The sequence below is a fragment of the Roseobacter sp. genome (assembly GCF_039970775.1).
Lineage (GTDB): Bacteria > Pseudomonadota > Alphaproteobacteria > Rhodobacterales > Rhodobacteraceae > Roseobacter.
This window is the reverse complement of record NZ_JBDVLG010000027.1, coordinates 1-23,277: the sequence shown is the minus strand read 5'-3', so window position 1 is coordinate 23,277 and position 23,277 is coordinate 1. Positions and strand designations below refer to the sequence as shown.

General features: G+C 61.7%; 24 protein-coding genes and 1 pseudogene. 16 read left to right on the top strand and 9 right to left on the bottom strand.

What is annotated here, in order from left to right; genetic code table 11:
* Positions 1 to 50: 50 nt before the first annotated feature.
* The 4 genes from plsY to ABJH13_RS06200 all read right to left on the bottom strand — a co-directional run bounded on the left by plsY (position 51) and on the right by ABJH13_RS06200 (position 3,549).
* Positions 51 to 659, bottom strand: a complete 609-nt coding sequence (gene plsY / locus ABJH13_RS06215; RefSeq protein WP_348405356.1) for a glycerol-3-phosphate 1-O-acyltransferase PlsY — start codon at positions 657 to 659, stop codon at positions 51 to 53.
* The gene (gene pyrC / locus ABJH13_RS06210) at positions 659 to 1,942 is read right to left on the bottom strand and encodes a dihydroorotase (protein WP_348405355.1); all 1,284 of its coding nucleotides are present in this window, start codon (positions 1,940 to 1,942) and stop codon (positions 659 to 661) included. The genes plsY and pyrC overlap by 1 nt, the downstream gene beginning before the upstream one ends.
* 117 nt (positions 1,943 to 2,059) lie before the next feature.
* The gene (locus ABJH13_RS06205) at positions 2,060 to 2,605 is read right to left on the bottom strand and encodes a hypothetical protein (RefSeq protein ID WP_348405354.1); all 546 of its coding nucleotides are present in this window, start codon (positions 2,603 to 2,605) and stop codon (positions 2,060 to 2,062) included.
* On the bottom strand, positions 2,602 to 3,549 hold the full coding sequence (locus tag ABJH13_RS06200) for an aspartate carbamoyltransferase catalytic subunit (protein WP_348405353.1): 948 nt from the start codon (positions 3,547 to 3,549) through the stop codon (positions 2,602 to 2,604). The genes ABJH13_RS06205 and ABJH13_RS06200 overlap by 4 nt, the downstream gene beginning before the upstream one ends.
* Before the next feature lie 107 nt (positions 3,550 to 3,656).
* Here ABJH13_RS06200 and ABJH13_RS06195 point away from each other — a divergent pair, with 107 nt between their 5' ends.
* The 5 genes from ABJH13_RS06195 to ABJH13_RS06175 all read left to right on the top strand — a co-directional run bounded on the left by ABJH13_RS06195 (position 3,657) and on the right by ABJH13_RS06175 (position 10,430).
* Positions 3,657 to 4,433, top strand: coding sequence for a uracil-DNA glycosylase (locus tag ABJH13_RS06195; RefSeq protein ID WP_348405352.1), 777 nt, complete (start codon positions 3,657 to 3,659; stop codon positions 4,431 to 4,433).
* Positions 4,426 to 5,037: a LysE family translocator gene (locus ABJH13_RS06190; RefSeq protein ID WP_348405351.1), complete on the top strand. Its 612-nt coding sequence runs from the start codon at positions 4,426 to 4,428 to the stop codon at positions 5,035 to 5,037. The genes ABJH13_RS06195 and ABJH13_RS06190 overlap by 8 nt, the downstream gene beginning before the upstream one ends.
* Before the next feature lies 1 nt (position 5,038).
* On the top strand, positions 5,039 to 5,581 hold the full coding sequence (moaB, locus tag ABJH13_RS06185; RefSeq protein WP_348405350.1) for a molybdenum cofactor biosynthesis protein B: 543 nt from the start codon (positions 5,039 to 5,041) through the stop codon (positions 5,579 to 5,581).
* A 91-nt stretch (positions 5,582 to 5,672) separates the two neighbouring features.
* Positions 5,673 to 7,022: an efflux RND transporter periplasmic adaptor subunit gene (locus ABJH13_RS06180; protein ID WP_348405349.1), complete on the top strand. Its 1,350-nt coding sequence runs from the start codon at positions 5,673 to 5,675 to the stop codon at positions 7,020 to 7,022.
* Positions 7,023 to 7,025: 3 nt separating this feature from the next.
* Complete coding sequence (locus ABJH13_RS06175) at positions 7,026 to 10,430, top strand: efflux RND transporter permease subunit (protein ID WP_348405348.1); 3,405 nt, start codon at positions 7,026 to 7,028, stop codon at positions 10,428 to 10,430.
* Here ABJH13_RS06175 and ABJH13_RS06170 read toward each other — a convergent pair.
* A complete protein-coding gene (locus ABJH13_RS06170) occupies positions 10,427 to 11,233 on the bottom strand; it encodes a protein-disulfide reductase DsbD domain-containing protein (RefSeq protein ID WP_348405347.1) in 807 nt (268 codons plus the stop codon). The genes ABJH13_RS06175 and ABJH13_RS06170 overlap by 4 nt on opposite strands.
* Before the next feature lie 117 nt (positions 11,234 to 11,350).
* Between ABJH13_RS06170 and ABJH13_RS06165 the strand changes: the two genes are divergently transcribed.
* Positions 11,351 to 11,935 carry a YqgE/AlgH family protein gene (locus tag ABJH13_RS06165; RefSeq protein WP_348405346.1) on the top strand — a complete coding sequence of 195 codons (585 nt, stop codon included), beginning with the start codon at positions 11,351 to 11,353 and terminating at the stop codon, positions 11,933 to 11,935.
* 13 nt (positions 11,936 to 11,948) lie between these two features.
* Here the strand turns inward: ABJH13_RS06165 and ABJH13_RS06160 are convergent, their stop codons facing one another.
* Positions 11,949 to 12,896: an L-threonylcarbamoyladenylate synthase gene (locus tag ABJH13_RS06160; RefSeq protein ID WP_348405464.1), complete on the bottom strand. Its 948-nt coding sequence runs from the start codon at positions 12,894 to 12,896 to the stop codon at positions 11,949 to 11,951.
* 131 nt (positions 12,897 to 13,027) lie between these two features.
* Between ABJH13_RS06160 and ABJH13_RS06155 the strand changes: the two genes are divergently transcribed.
* The 5 genes from ABJH13_RS06155 (at position 13,028) to ABJH13_RS06135 (ending at position 17,105) form a co-directional block, all read left to right on the top strand.
* Positions 13,028 to 14,746 (top strand): acyl-CoA dehydrogenase, encoded by a 1,719-nt coding sequence (locus ABJH13_RS06155; protein WP_348405345.1) that lies wholly within the window; start codon positions 13,028 to 13,030, stop codon positions 14,744 to 14,746.
* The gene (locus ABJH13_RS06150) at positions 14,743 to 15,789 is read left to right on the top strand and encodes an MBL fold metallo-hydrolase (RefSeq protein WP_348405344.1); all 1,047 of its coding nucleotides are present in this window, start codon (positions 14,743 to 14,745) and stop codon (positions 15,787 to 15,789) included. Before ABJH13_RS06155 ends, ABJH13_RS06150 begins: the two co-directional genes overlap by 4 nt.
* A 2-nt stretch (positions 15,790 to 15,791) precedes the next feature.
* On the top strand, positions 15,792 to 16,253 hold the full coding sequence (locus tag ABJH13_RS06145; RefSeq protein ID WP_348405343.1) for a DUF6173 family protein: 462 nt from the start codon (positions 15,792 to 15,794) through the stop codon (positions 16,251 to 16,253).
* 98 nt (positions 16,254 to 16,351) lie between these two features.
* Positions 16,352 to 16,486, top strand: coding sequence for an aa3-type cytochrome c oxidase subunit IV (locus ABJH13_RS06140; protein WP_348405342.1), 135 nt, complete (start codon positions 16,352 to 16,354; stop codon positions 16,484 to 16,486).
* A gap of 22 nt (positions 16,487 to 16,508) precedes the next feature.
* The gene (locus ABJH13_RS06135; protein ID WP_348405341.1) at positions 16,509 to 17,105 is read left to right on the top strand and encodes a hypothetical protein; all 597 of its coding nucleotides are present in this window, start codon (positions 16,509 to 16,511) and stop codon (positions 17,103 to 17,105) included.
* 7 nt (positions 17,106 to 17,112) lie between these two features.
* Here the strand turns inward: ABJH13_RS06135 and ABJH13_RS06130 are convergent, their stop codons facing one another.
* Complete coding sequence (locus ABJH13_RS06130) at positions 17,113 to 17,442, bottom strand: AzlD domain-containing protein (protein ID WP_348405340.1); 330 nt, start codon at positions 17,440 to 17,442, stop codon at positions 17,113 to 17,115.
* Complete coding sequence (locus tag ABJH13_RS06125; protein ID WP_348405339.1) at positions 17,439 to 18,170, bottom strand: AzlC family ABC transporter permease; 732 nt, start codon at positions 18,168 to 18,170, stop codon at positions 17,439 to 17,441. Before ABJH13_RS06125 ends, ABJH13_RS06130 begins: the two co-directional genes overlap by 4 nt.
* A gap of 48 nt (positions 18,171 to 18,218) precedes the next feature.
* Between ABJH13_RS06125 and fdhD the strand changes: the two genes are divergently transcribed.
* The 5 genes from fdhD to ABJH13_RS06100 all read left to right on the top strand — a co-directional run bounded on the left by fdhD (position 18,219) and on the right by ABJH13_RS06100 (position 22,834).
* On the top strand, positions 18,219 to 19,106 hold the full coding sequence (gene fdhD, locus ABJH13_RS06120) for a formate dehydrogenase accessory sulfurtransferase FdhD (RefSeq protein ID WP_348405338.1): 888 nt from the start codon (positions 18,219 to 18,221) through the stop codon (positions 19,104 to 19,106).
* Complete coding sequence (gene mobA, locus ABJH13_RS06115; protein WP_348405337.1) at positions 19,103 to 19,711, top strand: molybdenum cofactor guanylyltransferase MobA; 609 nt, start codon at positions 19,103 to 19,105, stop codon at positions 19,709 to 19,711. The genes fdhD and mobA overlap by 4 nt, the downstream gene beginning before the upstream one ends.
* A complete protein-coding gene (gene mobB / locus ABJH13_RS06110) occupies positions 19,708 to 20,199 on the top strand; it encodes a molybdopterin-guanine dinucleotide biosynthesis protein B (protein ID WP_348405336.1) in 492 nt (163 codons plus the stop codon). Before mobA ends, mobB begins: the two co-directional genes overlap by 4 nt.
* Positions 20,196 to 22,268, top strand: coding sequence for a gephyrin-like molybdotransferase Glp (gene glp, locus ABJH13_RS06105; RefSeq protein WP_348405335.1), 2,073 nt, complete (start codon positions 20,196 to 20,198; stop codon positions 22,266 to 22,268). The genes mobB and glp overlap by 4 nt, the downstream gene beginning before the upstream one ends.
* A gap of 65 nt (positions 22,269 to 22,333) precedes the next feature.
* Complete coding sequence (locus ABJH13_RS06100; RefSeq protein WP_348405334.1) at positions 22,334 to 22,834, top strand: aggregation factor core; 501 nt, start codon at positions 22,334 to 22,336, stop codon at positions 22,832 to 22,834.
* Positions 22,835 to 22,838: 4 nt separating this feature from the next.
* On the opposite strand, the pseudogene ABJH13_RS06095 reads toward ABJH13_RS06100, so the two are convergent.
* Positions 22,839 to 23,277, bottom strand: a pseudogene (locus ABJH13_RS06095) (hypothetical protein); the annotation flags it as partial.

Below are 23,277 nucleotides of genomic sequence, written 5' to 3'. Positions count from 1 at the left end.
CGCTGGGCAACGCGTCCAGCTGGGCCAGAAACGCCGATATATCCGTGAAATCAGGCTTTTGCGCCAATTTTCGGCTCGGACCCGGCGCGGATGCGGGCGATATTGGCGCGGTGCCGCCAGAAAATGATCAAGGTCAGGATCATCCCCAGAACGAACGCCTCTGGATGCCCTGTTAGGACCATCACCGGGGTCGATGCCGCAGCCGCCACCAGCGCGCCCATCGATGACATCCGCGAGGTCAGCGCCCCGACCAGCCATGCGGCGCAGCAGCCCACACCCACGGGCCATGCCAGCGCCAGAACAATGCCCAGAAACGTCGCGACACCCTTGCCGCCTTTGAACTGCAACCAAACTGGGTAGCAATGGCCAATCATCGCCATCAGCCCGGCGATTTGCGCCGTGTCTTCGCCGCCAAAGGCCCGCGCGAGCAGCACCGCAAGCACGCCCTTGCCACCGTCCAACAACAAGGTCAGCACGGCGGCGGTTTTATTGCCTGTGCGCAACACATTTGTGGCCCCGATGTTGCCCGACCCGATGGCACGCAGATTGCCCAACCCCATGACCCGCGCCAGAACCATGCCAAAGGGAATAGACCCCAGCAGGTACCCCACCAGCCCCCACAGAAAAATCGTCGTTGTGGCGTGTTCAAAAACGGGCATCAGGGTCTTTCATAAACGCAAGTTCCAGCGACATAGGTTGATAGGACTTTACCCTGCATCCGCGCGCCGTCAAACGGTGTGTTGCGCGACTTGGAGCGTAATGTCGTGCGGTCCATCAAAAACGGTGCGTCTGGGTCGAACAGCACCAGATCGGCAGGCGCGCCCACCCGCAAGCAGCCGCTTTCAAGCCCCAACCTTTGCGCCGGGTTAAACGACATCGCGCGCCACAGCACCGGCAGATCAATCAGCCCCGCATGATACAGTCGCATCGCCGCAGGCAGCAGCGTTTCAAGGGCCACGGCCCCCGATGCGGCTTCTTCAAAGGGCAGACGTTTGCTTTCTTCGTCTTGCGGGGTGTGCATCGACGAAATGATATCGATCAGCCCGGTTTTGACGGCGTCGGCCACGGCCAGCCTGTCTTGTTCGTCGCGCAGCGGGGGCTTGAGTTTAAAAAACGTGCGGTAATCCGCGATGTCCAGCGCGTTCAGCGTCAGGTGGTGGATCGACGTACCGGCCGTAATATCAAGACCGGCGTCCTTGGCGCGTTGCAGGGCGGGCAGGGCGCGCGCGCAGGTGATCTGGTCGGCGTGATAGCGCGCGCCTGTCATCTCGATCAGGGCGATGTCACGGTCCAGCCCCATGCGTTCGGCCATGGGCGACACCGCCGGCAAGCCGCGCAACGATGCCAGTTTGCCAGACGTCGCCGCCGCGCCTTTGCTGAGGCAGGGGTCTTGGGGGTGGGCCACAACCAGCGCGCCCAAACTGCGCGCATAGGTCAACGCACGCGAAAACACCTTGGTGTCGGTGATCACCCTGTCGCAATCGGTAAAGGCGGCGGCACCGGCATCCATCATGAAGCCGATCTCGGTCATTTCGCGACCCTCGCGGCCCTTGGTCAGGGCGGCCATGGGCAACACGTTCACGGGGGCCGCTTCGTTGGCGCGCCGGGTCACAAATTCGAGCGTCTCTGGCGTGTCGGTGGCTGGTTGGGTGTCGGGGCGCGTGACGATCGTGGTCACACCCCCGGCAGCAGCGGCCAACCCGCCCGACCGGTAGCTTTCTTTGTGCCGTTCACCGGGTTCGCAGATTTTCACACCCAGATCGACAATCCCCGGCGCCAGATACTTGAGGTTGCAGTCGATCACCCGCCCCGATGTCAGTTTGGGCGCGTCTTTGGGCAAATGCCGCGTGATGCGCCCGTCTTCGACGACCAGCCCCCCAATGGTGATCTCGTCTTTTTCGGGGTCCACCAACCGCGCATTCAGAAATGTTATTTTGCTCATGATCCCACCCAAAACATCAGTCCGACAACGCCAAAGGCCACCAATAGGGCGATCATTGCGATGCGCCCGGACATTTTTGGATCTTTTGGTTCATTCATGGGGTACGTGCCTTTGTTGTCATGTCAGCAGCCACCACAGCCCCAACCCCAGCAACACGACCAGCGCGAACGCCACGGTTGTGCTGCGCGCAGGGGGGCGAGGGGCAGGGGCGGTGCGCGCGTTTTGCGTGCCACTGTAGGGTTTGGCGCTTTTGGCGGTGATGCTGGGCCCGGTGGTGGCGGGGGTGATCTCGCGGTAGGTCCCAATCAGGGTCACTGTGGCGCCGGGGGCAAGCGTCATTTCCACCCCGGCGAAACTGTCTGAGAACACCAACAACACATAGCCTTCGAGCGCATCCAATTTCTGCCGGTCAGGCGTCAGTTGCGCCGGATCAACCGCATAGCCCTCGCTGAGATATGCGCTAAGCCCAAGACCTGATAGGTCCTCGACGGGGAAGATCTCGGCGCTGGCGGTGTTGAGATGCGGCGCGTTCAACAGCTGCCGCGCGAGGTCGGGTTTGGGGGTGGTTTTCAGCGTCTGCGCAATGTCATCGGGCGGCGCGTTGATCGCAAACACGCGGATCGCACTGCGATCGCCTTTTGATATCGTGATGGGGGGGCTCATGCGGTCACGGGACGGGTCAGTTTGAGGTTCTGCGCCAGCAGGTCCATGACGGCCATACGCACGGCGACACCCATTTCAACTTGGTCCTGAATGACACTGCGGTTGATGTCATCGGCCAATGTGCCGTCAATTTCCACGCCCCGGTTCATTGGGCCGGGGTGCATCACAATCGCATCCGCCTTGGCATGGGATAACTTGGCCGCATCCAAGCCAAAACGGTGGTAATACTCGCGTTCGCTGGGGATAAACCCGCCGTCCATGCGCTCTTTTTGCAAGCGCAACATCATCACGACATCCACGTCCTTGAGCCCTTCGGCCATGTCGTCAAAGACCTCAACGCCCAGTTCGGCGATCCCTGCGGGCAACAACGTGGGCGGGCCGATCAACCGAATGCGGTTTTCCATTTTACCCAGCAACATGATGTTGGACCGTGCGACGCGCGAATGTGCAATGTCACCGCAGATGGCAATCGACAGCCGGTGCAACCGCCCTTTGGCGCGCCGGATCGTCAGCGCATCAAGCAACGCTTGCGTGGGGTGTTCGTGCCGCCCATCGCCAGCATTGAGCACCGCGCAATTGACCTTTTGCGCCAATAAATCCACCGCACCTGAATGCGGGTGGCGCACCACCAACAGATCGGGGTGCATGGCGTTGAGCGTGAGCGCCGTATCAATCAGCGTTTCGCCCTTTTTGACCGAACTGGCCTGCATCGCCATGTTCATGACATCGGCCCCAAGACGTTTGCCCGCGATCTCAAAGCTCGCTTGTGTGCGGGTCGAGTTTTCAAAGAACATATTGATCTGGGTCAGCCCGCTCAGGGCATCGGTGTGTTTGTCGGGCTGGCGGTTCAGAGTGGCATATCGGTCTGCCAAATCCAAAACGGTGGTGATCTCGTCGGGGCGCAGAGCCTCGATGCCCAGAAGATGGCGATGCGGGAAGGTCATATGCGGCAGCCTATCGTGATTTGGGACCTTATAGGCAGCGCAGGTCGGCGGAGCAAGGCAGGCTGATTGCGGTTCAGTTCGCCTGCAAGGCAGCGTAGGGTGTTGGTATGGAATCAACGCAGTTTCATACAGCACTGGCGCTTTTGGAGTGGCAGGCGGAATTGGGCGCAACCGAAGCGATCGGGGATGCGCCGGTTAACTGCTATGAATTGCCCGGAACGATCGCCAAACCCAAGGCCGCGGACCAAAAGATAGCCGGTGGCCCCGCGGCCGTCGCCCCTGCGGTTGATCCCGTCGCAGCGGCGCAGCAGGCTGCAGGGGCCGCACAAGATTTGCCAGCCTTGCGGGCGGCGTTGGATGGGTTTGAGCATTGCGACCTAAGGCGTGGGGCGCGCAATTTGGTGTTTTCTGATGGCATCGCGGGGGCCCCTGTGATGATCGTGGGCGAGGCACCGGGCCGCGAAGAAGACCGCGCAGGGCGTCCGTTTGTCGGGGCGGCGGGGCAGTTGCTGGATCGGATGTTGGCGGCCATCGATATGGGCCGCACAGATGATGCAACGCCCGTCTATATCACCAACGTGCTGCCTTGGCGCCCACCGCAAAATCGCGACCCCCGGCCCGAAGAAATTGCAATGATGCGCCCCTTTCTGGAACGCCACATCGCATTGGCGCAACCCAAAGCCTTGGTGATTATGGGAAATATCAGCGCGCAGGCCTTGTTGGGTAAACGGGGCATCACGCGGTTGCGCGGCACCTGGACAGACTGTTGCGGGCTGCCCGCATTGCCGATGTTTCACCCCGCATATCTGTTGCGCCAACCCGCCGCAAAACGTGAGGCATGGGCAGATCTGCTGAGCTTGAAGGCGCACCTCACCGATGGTTGACCCGGTTGTTTTGTTTGCATTTATCCCCGCCGCGCTTGCGCTGAACCTGACACCGGGGGCGGATATGATGTTTTGTCTGGGGCTTGGCGCGCGGTCGGGGCCGCGTGCGGCGTGGCTGGCCAGTGCGGGCATCGCGACGGGCGGTATGATCCACGTGGTGCTAGCTGGGTTGGGCCTGAGCGCGGTGGTGGCCTCGGTGCCGCTGGCGTTTGATGTGGTCCGTTGGATCGGTGTGGCGTATCTGCTGTGGCTGGCATGGCGCACGGTGCGGACGCGGACCGACACAGCACCCGCCACCGCCCGCCCGGTGGGGGCGCCCTTTCGCACGGGCCTGTTGGTGAATTTGACCAACCCCAAGGTGATTTTGTTCGTGCTGGCCTTTGTGCCGCAATTTGTGGCACCTCAGTCCGGTTCGGTCTTGCTGCAATTTGCCATATTCGGGGCTATCATCGGCGTGGGCGGTTTTGTAATCAATGGGTTGGCTGGTATGTTTGCCGGTGTGCTGGGCCGCCGTATCACGCAAAACAGCCGGACGCTGGATTTGTTGACCGCTGGTATTTTCACCGCCCTCGCCGGGCGTTTGGCCCTAATGGAAAGAACATGACATGAGCCGCATTGATGACACCACAGATTTCATACCCGTTCGGATCGCAGTGCTGACCGTCTCTGATACGCGCGGCTTGGAGGATGACAAATCGGGCGACGTGCTGGTGCAACGGTTGACTTACGCCGGGCATGACTTAGTGGATCGCCGCATTGTGATAGACGACCGCGCGCAAATCGCAGCGCAATTGCAGGCGTGGTGCGTGGATAGCGGCGTGGATGTGGTGATATCGACAGGCGGCACCGGGTTGACGGGGCGCGATGTCACAGTCGAGGCGCACCGCGACGTCTACGAAAAGGAAATCGATGCTTTTGGCACGGTGTTCACTATCGTTTCGATGCAGAAAATCGGCACCAGCGCTGTGCAAAGCCGCGCCACGGGCGGTGTCGCCAAGGGGACCTATATGTTTGCGTTGCCGGGCAGTCCGGGGGCGTGCAAAGACGCGTGGGATGAAATCTTGGTCAAGCAGCTCGACTACCGGCACCGGCCTTGCAATTTCGTCGAAATCCTACCGCGCCTTGATGAACATCACCGCCGGAAATAACGATTATGTGCGCCGCCACGCGCGGGGTTGGTATATTTTCGCGGTGCTCTAAACTATGGGTGGTACATACTGCCATAGGGGGCGCGGAGAAATGCGGTTTTTACGCCAGAGCATGATCGGCTTGTTCCTTGCTGCGGCAAGTTTGGGGTTGCTTGTGTACGCGGGTTACGTGGTGCAACAGGCCATACAAGACCGGCTGAATGCGCAGGATGATGTGCCCCCGGCGCGCGAACGCGTCTTTGCGGTGAACCTGCAACGTGCCGAAGGGCGCACGATTATTCCTGTTTTGGAAACCTTCGGCGAGGTCTCTTCGCGGCGCAGGCTGGAATTGCGCGCAGCCGTTGCCGGGCGGGTTGTGTTTTTGCATGACAGCTTTGAAGAGGCGGGCGATGTGGCCAAAGGCGATGTGCTGTTGCGCATCGATCCGGCAGATATGCAGTCGGCGGTGGGGCGTTTGACGGCGGATCTTGCCGACGCACAGGCCGAAGCACGCGACGGCGCGCGGGGTCTTGAGCTGGCACAGGCCGCACAAGATGCCGCGGCCGATCAGCTAACGTTGCGGCGCAGGGCCTATGACCGGCAGGTTGACTTGGCCGAACGCGGTGTGGGCACGGCCGCGGCGATTGAAATCGCCGAGCTTGAAGCCGCGGTTGCAGGGTCAACGTTGCTGGTGCGCCGCCAAGAGGTGGCCCAAGCCGAGGCGCGGATAGACAAGGCCGCAACCCAACTGTCGCGCGCAGAAATTGCCCTAGCCGAAGCGCGGCGCAGGCTGTCGGACACGGCGCTTGCGGCCCCGTTTGACGGCACGCTTAGCGAAACAAGCGTGGTTGAGGGGCGGTTGGTGTCGGTAAACGAACGTCTCGCCGAACTGATTGACCCCCACGACCTAGAGCTGTCGTTTCGGGTCTCTACCGCAGAATACGCGCGCTTGCTGACGCCGGGCGGCGCGCTGATTAACACGCGGGTGCTGGCGAGTTTGGATGCGGCGGGGGGCGACTTGCAGGCGACAGGCGTGTTGTCGCGGGTCAGCGCTGGGCCCGGCGAGGGCCAAACCGGGCGGCGCGTTTTTGCCCGGTTGACCCACGCGCCGGGGGTGCGGCCGGGGGATTTCGTGACCGTGCAAATCGAAGAAACACCGTTGGAAAATGTTGTCAGCCTGCCGGCGCGGGCGTTGGGGGCGGATGGCGCTGTGTTGGTGGCCACAGATGATGACCGGCTGGTGGCGCTACCGGTCACTGTGCTGCGCCGTCAGGGCGACGTGATATTGGTGCGCGGCGATGGCCTTGAAGGGCGCGACGTGGTTACCGCACGCACGCCTCTTTTGGGGCCGGGGGTGGCGATCCGGCGGGTGCGCCATGATGCGTCACTGCGCGGCGGTACTGCGCAGAACCGGGCCCAACCGCACCCCGCCTTGCCTTTGCAACACCGTCTCAAGGGGTAGCCGATGGCGCGTCTGATCCCACCAACAGCGGGTGGTTTGCTGTCGTATTTCACCCGTCACCGGACCTTGGCACATTTGATGTTTGTCGCCATGATCGCGGCGGGGGCCTATGCATTGCCCAACATGCGCGCACAGTTCTTTCCTGAATCGCCACGCAATGTGATAAACGTCTCTGCGCGCTGGGACAAAGCCAGCGCCGACGATGTCGACAGCGCGGTTGTGCAGGTCATGGAGCCCGCGTTGGTGCGGGTCGAAGGAGTATCGCGCAGTTTTGCACGGGCGCGGCCGGGGCGTGCGACCATCCGGCTAAGGTTCGAAGCAGGCTGGGACATGTCGCGCGCCTTGCGCGATGTGCAAGATGCGGTCGGCACCGTCACCGGCTTACCGGACGACATGGATGACCCGCGGGTGGCGCGGTCAGCCCGCCGTGACCGGGTCACGGATGTGATCGTGGCGGGGCCTGTCACGCCTCGGCAGCTTGGGCTTTATGGCGATGAATTCGTTGCGCGTCTGTTTGCCGCTGGGGTGACACGATCCACGTTTCGGGGGTACGCGGCCCCGCAAATCACCATTGAAGTGCCCTCAATGAAATTGGTCGCTAATGACGTCAGTCTCGCCGAAATTTCGGCGACTGTTGCGGCCGAAGTCGATACAGACCCTGCGGGCAGTGTGGGGGGCGGCACGGCGCGGGTGCGCACGGGCACCGCAAAACGACAACCCGAGGACATCGCCCAGATTGTGCTGCGGTCCAACCCTGATGGTTCCAAACTGCGGGTCGGCGATGTGGCCACGCTGGCGGTCGAACCCCCTGACCGCAATCGCGCCTATTTCGTGGGCGACAGACCTGCGATCTCTATCCGGGTTGATCGGTCGGATGGAGGCGATTCCATTGAGACCCAGCGCACCGTTGAGGACGTCGCAGCACGGATGAGAGGCACGCTCCCGGCGGGGGTGACCATTGACCTGATCCGCACCCGTGCCGAAGCGATCACCGCGCGGCTGGATACATTGGTCAAGAATGGCCTCGCGGGGCTGGCGCTGGTTGTTGGCCTGCTGTTTTTGTTTCTCAACGCGCGCACGGCGATCTGGGTTGCGGCGGGTATTCCGGCGGCGATGATGGCGGCGATCGCGCTAATGTACGCGGGCGGGATGACGCTGAACATGATCTCGCTGTTTGGTCTGATCATCACCCTTGGCATCGTGGTGGATGACGCGATTGTCGTGGCCGAACATGCGGACCACCGCGCGCGCTATCTGGGCGAGCAACCCTTTGTCGCCGCCGAACGCGCCGCCGCCCGCATGGCGCTGCCTGTATTCGCGGCGACCCTCACGACGATCATCGCGTTTATGGGGTTGTTGGTGATCGGCGGGTGGTTTGGCACCGTCGTGCAAGACATCCCCTATACGGTGATTTTCGTGCTGGTGGCGTCGTTGGTGGAATGTTTCTTGGTGCTGCCCAATCATATGGCGCACGCGCTTGTCGCCCGGACCAAAGAGCGGTGGTACGATTGGCCCAGTCGGCAGGTCAATCGCGGGTTCGTTTGGGCGCGCACGCATCTGTTTAAACCGCTGATGGGGGGGGTGGTTGCGGGGCGGTATGTGGTGCTGGCGGGGTTGGTTGCTATTTTGGCGGTGCAGGCGTCACATTTCATCAATGGCGATGCGCGGTGGCGGTTTTTCAATGCGCCCGAACGCAGCACAGTTACCGGAAATTTCGCCATGGTCGAGGGGGCGGACCGCCAAGATACCCTTGATATGATGGGCGAATTACAGCGCGCAACCCGTGCGTTGGCGCGCGAATATGAACAACAATACGGGGTCAACCCGGTCACCTATGTTATCGCCGAAACCGGCGGCACGGCGGGGCGTGGGTTGGCGGCGGCGGCTGACAAGGACGCAGATCTTTTGGGCGCGATATCGATCATGTTGGTCGACCCTGATGTCCGCCCTTACACCAGTTTCGCCTTTGCCGCAGAGCTACAGTCCCGCGTGGCAGAGCACCCGCTAACAGAGGTGCTATCGTTCCGGGGGCGGCGCAGTGGGCAGGGGGGCGATGCGCTTAGCGTCGAATTTTCGGGGCAGGGGACGGATACGCTCAAGGCCGCGAGCCTTGATCTGCAAGCCGCGTTGCTGCGGTTCCCCGAGGTGCTGTCGGTGGAGGATGACCTTGCCTACGACAAAGAAGAGTTGATCCTGGATCTGACGGCGCGGGGGCGGGCGCTTGGCTTTACCATTGACGGGTTGGGCCAAGTGTTGCGGGACCGCGTGGGCGGCATTGAGGCCGCGACCTTCCCAGACGGACCCCGCAGCGCCGCGATCCGTGTGCAGTTGCCACACGCAGAACTGACCGCAGACTTCCTTGACCGCACCCAGATGCGCACACCCGGTGGGACATATGTTCCGCTCGCGGATATCGTGACGGTGCAAAACCGGCTGGGCTTTCGCACGATCAACCGGGTGGATGGGGTGCGCGTGATCTCTGTCACCGGGGATATCTCCCAAGATGACCCCGCCCGCGCCGCCGATATCGAAAAGGCGCTGACCCAAGATATCCTGCCGCAGATCGCCAGCACGCATCAGTTGAGCTGGGACCTGTCGGGGTTGGCCGAAGATGAAAACCGGTTCCTGAACGAGGCGCTCAACGGTTTGATCTTGTGCCTGCTGGGTATCTATCTTGTGCTGGCGTGGGTGTTTGGCAGTTGGACGCGCCCGCTGTTGGTGCTGTCTATCGTGCCGTTTGGGTTGGTCGGGGCGATCTATGGCCACATGGTGTGGGATATGCCGTTGAACATTTTCTCGGTGGTGGGGCTGTTGGGGATGACAGGAATTATCATTAATGATTCCATCGTGTTGATCACCACAATCGACGAACATGCACAGGATCGCGGGTTGATCCCATCCATCATCGACGGCGCCGCAGACCGTCTGCGCCCGGTCATGTTGACAACGATGACGACGGTGTTGGGGATGATGCCGATGCTCCATGAAACCAGCCGTCAGGCGCAGTTTTTGAAACCCACGGTGATCACGCTGGTGTATGGGTTGGGCTTTGGCATGGTCATTGTCTTGTTGTTGGTGCCTGCGTTGATCGCGGTGGAACACGACATGTCGCGGCAGATCAAAGCGATGCGGCGCGGGGTGTCCGCCCCGGTTGCCGTGGTGCGCGCCGGTTTTGTCGGGCTTTGGGGCGTGATCTTGGGGTGGGGCGCTGCCACTTTGGGGTGGGCGATCGTCTGGGGCGCGCTGCCCGCTGCTATGACTGGCGTGTTCCCGGCGCTGGCCGGGTGGCCCCCCGTTGCAACGGGTTTTGGCCTGTTTGTGCTGGGGGCCGCAGGGGTGACGGCGGTCGCCTACGTGGGGGCTGCGTTGGTTTTGGTGTCCGGGCGCCAGCGCAGATCAGCCCTTTAGCCGGCTTTGCAACCTCTGACATCAACGGCATGTTGGCTGCCCAAAACAGTCAGACGTATCGCCGACCGGTTCAACGCAATGGGTCCGCCGTTGATGTGTATCATCTCTGATACCGCAACCAGATCCCCGCCGCTGCGATGGGTTTTGGGCTCGCTTACCCAGACCTCGTCTAGGCCGGTTTCGATCACCATGACCTCGGTGCCGCCTGCGGGGGGCACTGACACGCGGGCTTCGATACGCAAGCCGTCGGCGGTGGGTTCGACGCGGCACTGCGCCGACGTTACGCCAGCCTCGCGTGCGGAATAGGGGCCTTGGGCCAAGGCGGCGGCAATGGCAGGTGTGGGGCGGGTTTGAACATCGTCGAGGACTTCGTCAAATTCCAACCGGTGCGGCACGCAGATATCCGAACACACGCCAATATCCATGGTGAGCTGCACATGTACAGGCGCACCAGCATACATCGGTGTCACTGCAACGGGGATCACAAGCGAATTTTTGTACCCGATAGACCGCATGCCGTTGTCTTCAAAGATAATCGGTTGGGGCCATGATATTGCAACGGCCTGCAGGTTATCCGACCCCGACCAGTCGAATTGAGGGGGGATGCCCGCATCACCCGGCGCGCGCCAGTATGTCTTCCAGCCGGGTGCCAGATCTAGGTGCACACCGGCCATGCGGGTGCCATCCGCCCGCACCCATCCAGACAGAACGCGCGCCGTGACGGGCACGTCAAAGGCATCCTGTGCGGCGGCGGGAAGGGCTGCGAGGCCAGCGAGGGCGAGGGCAAATGTGGTGCGTATCATGCCTTTCATATGGGCGAGCGGCTTTGAAATGCCAAGTCACGATCAGGTCAGCCATGTTTCGCCTTTCTGGTGGCTATAGGTCTTGCACCCGGTTCGGGGGCGGGCCATGCTGCGGGTATGGGCGCAGATGTTGACAAGACCGATACGCTTGATCTGACCGGGACGCTTTTGGTTGCGATGCCGTCCATGGGGGATGCGCGCTTTGAATGTGCGGTGATCTTGATATGCGCTTATTCTGAAAAAGGCGCGATGGGGCTGATTTTGAACAAGCCCAGCGGCGATCTGCGCATGAGTGATGTTCTCGACCAGCTCGAGATCCCGCCGTCGTCGGGGGCGGCGGCTATGCCGGTGCATTTTGGCGGGCCAGTCGAAACAGGGCGCGGGTTTGTGCTGCATTCGGATGACTACGAATCGAGCCTGCATACGCTCAATGTGCCGGGTGGTTTTGGCATGACGGCTACGTTGGATATTCTCGAAGAAATCGCGCGTGACGGTGGCCCAAAGCATGCATCGATGATGCTGGGCTATGCGGGCTGGGGCCCCGGCCAGTTGGAAAGCGAGATCGCGCGCAACGGCTGGTTGACGGCAGATGCGACACCGGCCTTGGTGTTCGAGGTGGCCGCCGACCGCAAATGGTCGCAGACGTTGATCAGCCTGGGCGTGGACCCCTTGGGGTTGTCTGCAACGGCGGGGCGGGCCTAAGCAGGCGGTGTTTTTAGCTGCGGGGGGCGGCGGCGCGGGCCAGCCGGTCATTGATGGCGCGCCCCAACCCGTGCACCGGAATAGGCGCCACCGCAATGGGCTGCCCGGTGGCATCCAGACGGTGTAGCATCTCAAATAGGTTCGCGGCGGCGGCGTGCAGGTCGCCGGTGGGCGATAGGTTCAACGCCCCGTCCGTGGGGCCAAAGCCCAACATAACCTCGCCCGGCTCGATCTGTGTGGCATTCATGCGTAAGGGCGCCGTGGGCGCGTAATGCGACGCCAATTGCCCCGGTGCTGTCACGGCCACGGGCGTAGTTGCCGTGGCAAGGGGTGCGCCAAGCGCCGCCTGCACGGTTTCTATTGGCAGCCCACCGGCGCGCAGCAACGTGGGCGCGCCGTCGCAGCCGATGATGGTGCTTTCCAAGCCGACGGCGCAGGGTCCATCGTCCAGTATTGCGGCGACCTTGCCGCCCAAACCCGCGTGCACATGGGCGGCGGTTGTGGGGCTGATCCGGCCTGACGGGTTGGCAGAGGGGGCGGCCACCGGCCCGCCAAATGCCCGCAGCAAGGCCTGCGCGGACGGTTGCGCAGGGACCCTCAACGCGACCGTCGGCAACCCTGCGGTGACCAACCCCGACAGCCCGTGCCCGTCGCGCAACCGCATCACCAACGTCAGCGGCCCCGGCCAGAACGCTTGGGCCAACCGGTCGGCGGCGTCGGTCCAATGCACATAGGGGCGTGCGGCCTGCACCGATGGCAGATGCACGATCAGCGGGTTAAAGCTGGGCCGTCCTTTGGCCGCATAAATCGCAGCCACCGCCGCGCCATTGCGCGCATCTGCCCCCAAACCATACACTGTTTCGGTTGGAAATGCGACCAATGTACCAGCATTCAACAGGCCCGCCGCATGGTCGAGACCATCCGAATCGGGCACTAGCATCAAAGGGGAAACGACAGCCATCATGCTCCGTGACGCCGCGTTCTGGTTGCCGGGGTCGGCTGTGCGGCTCATGTTAAACTATGAACCTTATTATAGGGACACATGCCCGTTGCCAAGACGGGCCAAACCCGTGCAAGACCGGAGACCACACCATGCCATACCATGCACCCGCCAGTGATTTTGCCTTTTTGTTTGATCATGTTGTGGATTTTTCGGCCGTTCAGGCGACGGAGCGGTTTGCCGACGCCAGTGCCGATGTCACGCAGGCCATTCTGACCGAAGCGGCCAAGCTGTGCGATGATGTGATTGCCCCGCTGCAACGCCCCGGCGATCTGCACCCTGCGCGGTTGGACAATGGCGTGGTGCGCACTTCACCGGGGTATGCCGACGGCTGGACGGCCATCGCGGACGGCGGCTGGATCGGGATGTCTGCCAACCCCGAACATGGCGGGATGGGGTTGCCCATGACGCTGACCTCAGCCGTGAACGAAATGATGGCGGGGGCGTGTTTGTCGCTGCAACTGGCCCCTTTGATGAGCCAAGGCCAGATTGAGGCGTTGGAACACCACGCCAGCGATGCGATCAAGGCACTGTATTTACCCAAGCTGATATCGGGCGAATGGTCCGGCACGATGAACCTGACAGAACCGCAGGCGGGGTCTGATGTGGGCGCGTTAAGCACCCGTGCCACCCCCAACGGCGATGGTACATATGCGGTCACCGGGCAAAAGATTTATATCAGCTGGGCCGATCATGATTTCGGCGGCAATGTCTGTCATTTGGTGTTGGCACGGCTGCCGGATGCGCCTGCGGGCACCAAAGGGATCAGCCTGTTTCTGGTGCCAAAATTCATCCCCGATGAAACGGGCGCATTGGGTCCGCGCAATGGCGTCAGTGTTGTCAGCTTGGAACATAAAGTCGGGCTGCACGGATCGCCCACCGCTGTGATGCAATACGATAACGCCACCGGTTGGTTGGTGGGCCCCGAACAGGGCGGTATGGCGGCGATGTTCACGATGATGAATAATGCGCGTTTGGGTGTGGGCGGCCAAGGGATTGGTGCGGCCGAAGGGGCCTATCAACACGCGCTGGCCTACGCCCAAGACCGCAAACAGGGGCACACCCCGCCGCAGGGTGGCACCGGTACCATCGTGGACCATGCGGATGTGCGGCGCATGTTGATGACCATGCGGGCGGATATTTTCGCGGCCCGTGCCATTGCGCTCAGTTGTGCGCAGGCCACTGATATGGCGCGCGCCACAGGGGATGCGGACTGGGCCGCGCGGGCGGCGTTTTTGACGCCCATCGCCAAGGCCTTTGGCACCGATACCGGCATCGCGGTTGCGCAAATGGGCGTGCAGGTGCACGGCGGCATGGGCGTCATCGAAGAAACCGGCGCTGCGCAATTTAGCCGCGACGTGCGGGTGACCGCGATATACGAAGGCACCAACGGTATTCAGGCGATGGACCTTGTGGGGCGCAAGATGATGGATGGGGGCGAGGCCGCGGTACGTCTGCTGGACGAAATCGAAGCCTGCGCCGAAGCGGCGCGCAGCATTCTACCCGACTTGGCCGAACCCCTGTGGCAGGCGACAGAAACCCTGCGCGAGACAACCGAATGGGTCGCCGCCGAAGACGACATGAACACCCGCTTTGCCGGGGCAGTGCCGTATTTGCATGGCATCGCGCGGGTTTTGGGCGGGTATATGCACCTTAGGGCGGCGCTGGCCGATGTAGGAGGCCCGCGCGAGGCGTTGGCGCGGTTTTATATCAAACGGCTGTTGCCCGAACATCAGGGCGCGCTGGCCCATGCGCAGGGTGGTGCCGATGATCTGTACGGGCCGCTTGCCGATGCGCTGGTTGCGCCATGAAAGACCAACCGCCCGAAGGCCTGCGCTATCCGTGGGACGCCCCCCCAGCCGAAGGCGCGGCGATAGAGGTCGCACCGGGCGTGTTGTGGATGCGGTTGCCGCTGCCGATGAAATTGGACCACGTGAACGTCTACGCGCTGGATGATGGCGACAGCTGGACGGTCGTGGATACGGGGTTTGCCTCAAACCGGGGCCGGGCGATTTGGGCGGCGTTGATGGCGGGGCCGCTGGCGGGCAAACCGATCACCCGCGTGGTGGTCACGCACCACCACCCCGATCACATCGGGCTGGCGGGGTGGTTGCAATCGGACCACGGCGCAGAATTGATCACCACCCGCACCGCATGGTTGTCGGCGCGCATGCTGACGTTGGATGAACAGCCCGTGCCCACCGCAGAAGCACTTGCATTTTATCGCAACGCAGGCATGGCGCCCGATATCTATGCCCAACGTAAGGCCGACAGGCCGTTTAACTTTGCCGATGTGGTGGCCCCGATGCCGCTGGGCTACACGCGCATCCAACAGGGGGATCAGCTGACCATGGGCGGGCGCACCTGGGACGTGCATATCGGTAATGGCCACGCCCCCGAACACGCCACATTTTGGAGCAGGGACGACAATCTGGTGCTGGCGGGCGATCAAATACTATCGTCGATCAGCCCTAATATCGGCGTTTATGCAACAGAACCGATGGCCGACCCCATCGCCGAATGGTTAGAGGCCTGCGAACGTTTGGCCCTGCTGGCGCGGCCGGATCATCTGGTGCTGGGGGGGCACAAGTTGCCGTTTACCGGACTGCCCACCCGCATGCGCCAACTGATCGAAAACCACCACAGCGCTTTGGAGCGGTTGTTGTCGTATCTGGATACGCCCAAAACCGCGACGGATTGTTTTTCTGTTTTGTTCAAACGTCGGATCGGGCCTGCGGAATATGGGTTAGCATTGGTCGAGGCGGTGGCGCATTTGAGCCACCTGCATCAGGCGGGGCTTGCCACGCGCCACACGCGCGCCGATGATGCGTGGGTGTATCAACGAAAGGCATAAGCATGGGCGACAATATCCAAACATCAGCCGAGGCCGCCGAAGCCGCAGCCCTGCCGCGCCAACATCAAGTGCACTGCGACCCCGATACCCCCGCGCCCGAAACGTCTCCAGTGCCACGCGCCATCGCAGACACCGCAACGGCCCAGAAATCGGCTGCGCAATGGGCGTATGAACGTATTATTCTTTATCTGAAAAACTTCGAAGAACAGCTTGATGCCGAACATGAGGTCGCGATGGGGTTCACGGGCGGCGATGCCGGTGTGCTGCGCATCGAGGGCATGGGGTATTTCGACCCCGATATCGTCACGTTTTATGGCACAGATGGGGCCGGTGGACGCACGCAATTGGTCCAGCATGTCAGCCAGTTGAACGTGATGTTGCGCGCCTTGCCCAAGCCCACAGAAAAGGCCCAAGCACGCCGGATCGGGTTTCGATTGGTCGAAGATATCGAAAACGAGGCCTAATTGCTGGCAGCCGCGCAATTCAGTGCCCTACGGGTGGGTGACATGGCGCGCCGAATCCAGTAGGGCTGGCGTCACCGAAAAACAGAAGGACTGCGGCAATGGCAGATCACAAACACGGCGAGATGCAAATCGATACCCAAGAAAAGACCTTTGACGGGTTTATGCGGTTCACCGGGCGGGCCGTTTTGGTCATCATCGCGATCATCGTTCTGATGGCGATTTTCATCACCTGATCGTTGGCGAGGCGGGTCTTTCATGCGCATCTTTGTTGTTTTAGCGGTTTTGGCCGCGCTGGCTGGGTGTGCGGCACCGTCGGCCTTTGACGCCACGCCCCAAGAGATCGCCGCGAAGGCCTATGTGCCGGGTGGCGCGCCCAAACTGACGCTGTTCACGGTTGTGAACAACCGGACGGGCAGCGGCGGGCATACGGCCCTAATGGTCTCTGGGTCCCAACAGGTGATCTTTGACCCTGCGGGGTCCTTCCAACATGCGCAAATCGCCGAGCGGGGCGACGTGCTTTATGGGGTATCCCCGGCGTGGGTGCAGGCCTACAAAAGCGCGCATGCACGCAGCACGTACCACGTGGTATCCCAAGAAATCACCGTGACCTCGGCTCAGGCCGAACGTGCGTTGCAGTTGGTGCAACAAAACGGCGCGGTTTCCAGTGCGTTTTGCGCCAAATCAACGTCGGCCATTCTGCGGCAGATTCCGGGCTTTGAGGACGTGAAAAGCACGTTTTACCCAGTGAAACTGATGGAACAGCTAGCAGAACGCCCCGATGTCACAACCGACCGATATTATGAAAACGATGCAGGCGACGTGCGCGACGGGATCAAAGCCGCCCAAAGCTAGGGCCGCGTTATAGCGCCGTCAGCCACAGCATTCCAAACAGGGTCGCGGCGCCACAGATGATCGCGGCCAGCACGTTTTTCGTCATCAAGCCCACTACCATTGTGACCGCTGCAGCACTGATCCGGGGCAGATCAGCGACGCCGTCGGTGGCGGCAGGCCACACGACCTGCGGCGCGACCAGCGCGGGCATGATCGCAACCGCGGTATAACGCAGGTGCCGCAACAGCCAGGCGGGCATCGGGCGGTTTCCGACGATACCCAGAAAGGCAAACCGCAACCCGTAGCTACCAATGCCAAGCCCGATGATCACGCTCCATAATGTGGTTTTATCAATCACGACGCCCCCCGCCGGTTTTCAAACCATAGCTCGGCCTGCGCGCCTGCGACCATGCCCAAACTGCCCGCGATGATCAGGCCCAGTGAATATGGCACGGCAACTGCGAGCAGGCTGATGACGATGGCCACCAGCGCCGCGATCACGTGGGCGGCTGTGCGCAGCATCGGGGCGACCATGGCCAGAAAGGTAATGGGCAGGGCAAAATCCAGCGCCCATGCATCGGGGATTTGGGTGCCGACCATCGCGCCAAGGCAGGCGCCGATGTACCACAAGGGCACAATTGGTGTCAGAACGCCCGAAAAATAGGCCATCCGTTGCGGCACCGTCATATGCGGGTCTTTTTCAAATTGCGCGACAGAACAGGCGTAAGACTGATCGACGGTGAAATACGCCGCAAGCGCGCGTTGCCAAAAGGGGGCGGCGCCCAACCACGGGGTCAATGACGCCGAATACATCGCCACACGCAGGTTCACCGCCAGCGCTGATGCCAGCACAATCGCGGTGGGGGCTTGTTCTTGCATCAGTTGCAGGGCGGTGAATTGCGCCGCACCCGCAAAAACCACTGCCGAAAACGTGAGCGTTTCAAAGACGTTAAGCCCCGCTTCGGTGGCCAAAACACCAAACAACGTAGCAAAGGGGACCACCACCAAAACAAATGGGGTGCCGTCAGCGACGCCTTTCCAGAAGGCCGCGCTGGTGGTGCGTATTTTCGGAGTGGTGGAGGACATGATATGCTTCTAGTGTGACGCCCAAGCCGTAGCGGAGCCAGAGGGAGGATGCAATTGGCCAAATTGCACGACACGAGCACATATCTGATTGCACCTGATCCCGGGCGCGCGGGGCTGACGCGGGCCATTTCTGGCACAGATCATACGGGCGCGCCTGTCACGGCATGTGTCGTCGAAGAACGCCCGTTGACGATATTCCTTAACAGTCAGGAAATCGTGACCGCGATGACTATCGGGGACTATCCTGATTACCTCGCGCTGGGGTTTTTGCGCAATCAGGGGATGTTGCGTCTTGAGGACGAGATCACCGGTGTGGATTACGACGAAGAGCTGGAAACCGTCGTGGTGCGGACCGCCCGCAAGACCGATTACGAAGAAAAGATGCGCAAGAAAACCCGCACCAGCGGCTGTGCCGTGGGGACAGTGTTTGGCGATATGATGGCGGGGCTTGATGGGGTGACGCTGCCCCAAACGCAGGTGCGCACGTCGTGGTTGTATGCCTTGAGCGCGCAGATTAATCGCACGCCGTCGCTGTATCTAGAGGCCGGTGCAATCCATGGGACAGTCTTGTGCCACGAAGATAAGCCGTTGGTTTATATGGAAGATGTGGGGCGCCATAACGCGGTCGATAAGATCGCCGGTTGGATGTTGGCCGAAGGGGTCAACGCGGCGGATAAGGTGCTTTATACCACCGGGCGGCTGACTTCGGAGATGGTGATTAAGACGGCGATGATGGGCATTCCGGTGCTGGTGTCGCGGTCAGGGTTCACCGCGTGGGGTGTGGAAATCGCCCAGCAGGTGGGGCTGACGTTGATCGGCCGGATGAAGGGGCAGCGGTTTGTTTGTCTGTCGGGCGAACCGCGCCTGATCCGCGATGCAGACCCCGCTGCAATACCACAAGAGCCCCGTCGTGCGGGCCGAAAGGCGGCAGAATGAAACAACCACTGGGCGTGATTTTAGCGGGGGGGCAGGCCACCCGTATGGGCGGCGGCGACAAGGGGTTGCTGACGCTTGGGGGGCAATCGTTGCTGTCGCGGGTGATCGACCGGTTGGAGCCGCAAGTGGCTGGCATCGCGTTAAATGCAAACGGCGATCCCAGCCGGTTTGCGCGATTTGGGGTGCCGGTTTTGCCCGATAGTATCGACGGGTTTGCGGGACCGTTGGCGGGGGTTCTTGCGGGGCTCGATTGGGCGGCCACACAGGGGGCCGATGCCATCGTCACTGCCGCCGCTGATACGCCGTTTTTTCCGGGTGATCTGGTGCCGCACCTGTTGTTGGCCAGCGAAAACATGACGCATCCACTGGCATTGGCCGCGACGCCGCACCCCGAACGGGGGCCTTTGCGCCACCCGACGTTCGGCCTGTGGCCAGTTGCGTTGCGCGATGATCTACGGGCGGCTTTGCACGATGGGTTGCGCAAGGTTGTCCTCTGGACAGACCGCCACGCCGCGTGTCAGGCGGTCTTTCCTGTCACGACGTTTGACCCGTTTTTCAACGTGAACACGCCGGACGATTTGGCGCGCGCAGAGGCATATCTATGAGGCTATACGGGGTTGTTGGCTGGAAAAATGCCGGGAAAACAGGGTTGATGGAACGCCTCGTGACCGAGATTGTTGGGCGTGGGTTCACGGTGTCGACGGTGAAGCACGCGCATCACGTTTTTGACGTCGATAAACCGGGCAAAGACAGCCACCGTCACCGCCAAGCGGGTGCGACCGAGGTGCTACTGGCATCGGGCAAACGGTTTGCCTTGATGCACGAGCTGCGCGGGGCCGAAGAACCCACGCTGGACCTGCTGCTGGCCAAGCTGGCGCCGGTTGATTTGGTCCTGATCGAAGGCTACAAACGGGACACGCATCCCAAGATCGAAGCCCACCGTGCCGTCACGGGGAACGGGCTGATCGCGCCAGAAGATCCGACCATTCGCGCCGTGGCTAGCGACAGCGCGTTGACCCTTGACCGGCCGGTGTTTGACTTGGATGACACCCACGCCATCGCTGATTTCATCCTGTCTGAGGTCGGCTTGTGACGCCATTTGACACCGTCGTTGTGGTCGATTGGTCGGGGGGCAATGATACGGGTGCGGCGCCCTGTGCCGATGCGATTTGGGCGTGTGTTGCGCAGCAGGGCCGCGCGCAAGAGCCCAAATACCTGCGCAACAGAACCGCCGCCGAAGACTGGTTGGCGGATCTGTTTGCCAGTGAACGCGCTGCGGGGCGGCGGGTTCTGGCGGGCTTCGATTTCCCGTTCGGTTACCCCAAAGGATTTTCCCATGCGTTGACGGGTACGGATGACCCGCTTGCGGTATGGTCGTGGTTTGCCGCGCATGTTGAAGATACGCCCAAAGCCAACAATAGATTTGATCTGGCGGCGCAAATAAATCAGCAGTTCGGGGGGCAAGGACCGTTTTGGTTCAATGGCTTGAAGCGCGATATTGATGGGTTGCCCCGCACCAAAGAGGCGTATCAGTCACCGTTTCCGCCCAAACGACAGGCCGAAACCCACGCAAGCGGTGCGTTCTCGTGTTGGCAGTTGGGGGGCGTTGGTGCGGTTGGGTCGCAGATCATCATGGGGTTGCCGGTACTAGAGCGGTTGCGCAAAGGGTTTGATGCGGCGGTCTGGCCCTTTGAAGCGGTGGATAAAGGCATAGTCTTTGTTGAGGTTTGGCCATCGTTAACACTTGGGGCAGGGCCGACCGATCAGATTAAGGACGCATGGCAAACTGTTGAGCTTGCGCGTAGCATTTCTGCGCTAACAGCGCAGGAATTGGGTGTGATCTTGGATGTGGATAGATCCACCGAAGGTTGGATTTTTGGCATCGGGCATCAAGACACGCTGCGCGATGCGGCGACCCGCCCACCGCGGCTGTCCAATAGCTGTTTTGCGCTGCCGCCCGGTGTCGAATGGACCCCGGTTGACACCGCTCTAGGTATTTTACAGCAGCGGCTTTCGCCGGTGACTGCGATCAACACATGCCCCGTAGATCAGGCGACGGGGGCGGTTTTGGCGGCAGATGTTGTTGCGATCCGGTCAAACCCGCCGTTGCCGAATACCGCCGTTGATGGCTATGGGTTTGTGGGCGGCAAGGATATAGGGTTGTACCGGCTGCCGCTACTGGCGGGTCGCGCGGCCGCAGGTGATGCCCCCGGCCACGTGCCCAAAGGGTCTGCTGTGCGCATATTAACGGGGGCCGCGTTGCCTGCTGGGGTCGACACCGTCGTGCTGCAAGAAGACGTTACCGTGGCGGACGGTCATGTGGCTTTTCGCGGGCCGGTGAAACGCGGGGCCAACACCCGGATGGCCGGCGAAGACGTGGCGCAGGGCGATATTGCGGTGCACCAAGGCACCCGCATTGGCCCCGCAGAGGCGGCGGTTTTGGCGGCAGTTGGCACCCGCGACGTTCAGGTGCATGCGCCCTTGCGCGTTGCGGTGTTGTCGACGGGCGCAGAATTGGTCGAGGCAGGGCACCCTGCCGCCCCGGGCCAGATATTCGATGCCAACCGACCGATGTTATTGGATATTATCCGTCGCCTCGGGCATGTGCCCGTCGACATGGGGCAGGTGCCCGATGACCGCGCGGCCCTCGCGGACCGGTTGGATCAGGCAATTGCTCAGGCGGATGTGATCATTACCAGCGGCGGCGCGTCTGCAGGCGACGAAGACCATGTCTCGGCGCTGTTGACACAGGCCGGTGCGATGACCCTTTGGCGCATTGCTGTCAAACCTGGGCGCCCTTTGGCGTTGGGGATGTGGTCGGGCGTGCCGGTCTTTGGCTTGCCGGGCAATCCGGTCGCGGCGATGACCTGCGCTTTGGTATTTGCGGGCCCTGCTATGGCGCGTATGGCGGGGCAGGATTGGCCGGAACCGCAAGGGTTTGAGGTGCCTGCGGGCTTTACCAAAGTCAAAAAACCGGGACGGACCGAGTTTCTGCGCGCGCGCATCCGCGATGGTCAGGCGCAGGTGTTTGCATCGGAAGGGTCGGGCCGTATTTCGGGGCTAAGCTGGGCGGAAGGGTTCGTGCGCTTGCCGCATGACGGCATGCAGATCAACCCCGGCACGCCAGTTGTCTATATCCCGTTCGGCAGTTTTGGGGTGTAAATTACCCTTTTCCACACGCTCGCCCGTGCTAGGTTCCTTAAAACCTAACCACAGGAGCGCAGACCATGTACGTCAAAGCAGCAATCGCCGGAGCCACATTCCTACTGGCCGCACAAGCACATGCCGAATGTTCGCAGGCCTTGACCGTGCGATTTGTCGAGAGCGCACCGCGCGACCGGTTTGAGATCATTCACACCGCGACAGGCGTGTTTGTGACGGGCATGATGATCGACCTGCGCGGCTCTTCGGGAGGGCTGATTTTTGACACCCAAGACGGCGGCGCGGGTGTTGAGGTGTTCCAACCGTTTGCGCCTGATGCGGGCATTGACGCGGCCCAAATCGCCGATGGTGCAGACCAGTTGAGCCTGCGATTGCACAACCTGTCTGAGGGGCAACGCACGGGGTTTAGCATTGATGTGGATGACCGGCAGGCGCAGTCTGATCTGGGGCAAATTCGTGTGACAGGTGGCGAAGTTGCAGGCGCGCGTGTGGTCTTTGACCTTGCGGATGGCGCGCAGTTAGAGGCTCAGTTTGACGCCGATAATCGCGCCAAAGCCTGCACCTGACGTCTTAGTCGAAGGTGCCCGCGACGCGACCCAGCAACATAAATGCACGCGCTGTGCGGGTTTCGGCCAGCGCCGATATTTCGGCGTCTGATGCGGTGGTTTCAAACTCTGCAAAGATCTTGTCAAAACGGCGCAGGAAATGATGCGCGGCGTCGCGAAAGATCGGGTCTTGTTTCATGCGCCCGGCCGTGAGGGCCAACGATGATCTGTCGCGCACCCCGCCCAACGCGGCCACAGGACGGCCCCGCGCGCCCTGCCCAAACTGGCGCCAAACCTCGGGGCGGGCCCGGTCGGGGCGCAGGTCATCCATGTAAATCCCGTCTTGGCTCAGCAAGGTCAACACGTCCTGTGCTGCCTGAATAAGCTGCGCTGAGGTGCGGTCTTTCAAGGCCCTGCGCAATGCGGCAAACCCGACCTCATCCTCGGCGGTTTCGGGGAAATTC

Excerpts from the sequence above, each read along its gene's own strand:
- ABJH13_RS06145 (WP_348405343.1), top strand. The coding sequence starts at position 15,792 with ATGGGCGACAATATCCAAACATCAGCCGAGGCCGCCGAAGCCGCAGCC.
- ABJH13_RS06195 (WP_348405352.1), top strand. The coding sequence starts at position 3,657 with ATGGAATCAACGCAGTTTCATACAGCACTGGCGCTTTTGGAGTGGCAG.
- mobA (WP_348405337.1), top strand. The coding sequence starts at position 19,103 with ATGAAACAACCACTGGGCGTGATTTTAGCGGGGGGGCAGGCCACCCGT.
- ABJH13_RS06100 (WP_348405334.1), top strand. The coding sequence starts at position 22,334 with ATGTACGTCAAAGCAGCAATCGCCGGAGCCACATTCCTACTGGCCGCA.
- mobB (WP_348405336.1), top strand. The coding sequence starts at position 19,708 with ATGAGGCTATACGGGGTTGTTGGCTGGAAAAATGCCGGGAAAACAGGG.
- moaB (WP_348405350.1), top strand. The coding sequence starts at position 5,039 with ATGAGCCGCATTGATGACACCACAGATTTCATACCCGTTCGGATCGCA.
- ABJH13_RS06175 (WP_348405348.1), top strand. The coding sequence starts at position 7,026 with ATGGCGCGTCTGATCCCACCAACAGCGGGTGGTTTGCTGTCGTATTTC.
- ABJH13_RS06140 (WP_348405342.1), top strand. The coding sequence starts at position 16,352 with ATGGCAGATCACAAACACGGCGAGATGCAAATCGATACCCAAGAAAAG.
- ABJH13_RS06190 (WP_348405351.1), top strand. The coding sequence starts at position 4,426 with ATGGTTGACCCGGTTGTTTTGTTTGCATTTATCCCCGCCGCGCTTGCG.
- fdhD (WP_348405338.1), top strand. The coding sequence starts at position 18,219 with ATGCAATTGGCCAAATTGCACGACACGAGCACATATCTGATTGCACCT.
- ABJH13_RS06205 (WP_348405354.1), bottom strand. The coding sequence starts at position 2,605 with ATGAGCCCCCCCATCACGATATCAAAAGGCGATCGCAGTGCGATCCGC.
- ABJH13_RS06125 (WP_348405339.1), bottom strand. The coding sequence starts at position 18,170 with ATGTCCTCCACCACTCCGAAAATACGCACCACCAGCGCGGCCTTCTGG.
- ABJH13_RS06155 (WP_348405345.1), top strand. The coding sequence starts at position 13,028 with ATGCCATACCATGCACCCGCCAGTGATTTTGCCTTTTTGTTTGATCAT.
- ABJH13_RS06160 (WP_348405464.1), bottom strand. The coding sequence starts at position 12,896 with ATGGCTGTCGTTTCCCCTTTGATGCTAGTGCCCGATTCGGATGGTCTC.
- ABJH13_RS06165 (WP_348405346.1), top strand. The coding sequence starts at position 11,351 with ATGGGCGCAGATGTTGACAAGACCGATACGCTTGATCTGACCGGGACG.
- pyrC (WP_348405355.1), bottom strand. The coding sequence starts at position 1,942 with ATGAGCAAAATAACATTTCTGAATGCGCGGTTGGTGGACCCCGAAAAA.
- ABJH13_RS06170 (WP_348405347.1), bottom strand. The coding sequence starts at position 11,233 with ATGATACGCACCACATTTGCCCTCGCCCTCGCTGGCCTCGCAGCCCTT.
- ABJH13_RS06150 (WP_348405344.1), top strand. The coding sequence starts at position 14,743 with ATGAAAGACCAACCGCCCGAAGGCCTGCGCTATCCGTGGGACGCCCCC.
- ABJH13_RS06135 (WP_348405341.1), top strand. The coding sequence starts at position 16,509 with ATGCGCATCTTTGTTGTTTTAGCGGTTTTGGCCGCGCTGGCTGGGTGT.
- ABJH13_RS06180 (WP_348405349.1), top strand. The coding sequence starts at position 5,673 with ATGCGGTTTTTACGCCAGAGCATGATCGGCTTGTTCCTTGCTGCGGCA.
- plsY (WP_348405356.1), bottom strand. The coding sequence starts at position 659 with ATGCCCGTTTTTGAACACGCCACAACGACGATTTTTCTGTGGGGGCTG.
- ABJH13_RS06200 (WP_348405353.1), bottom strand. The coding sequence starts at position 3,549 with ATGACCTTCCCGCATCGCCATCTTCTGGGCATCGAGGCTCTGCGCCCC.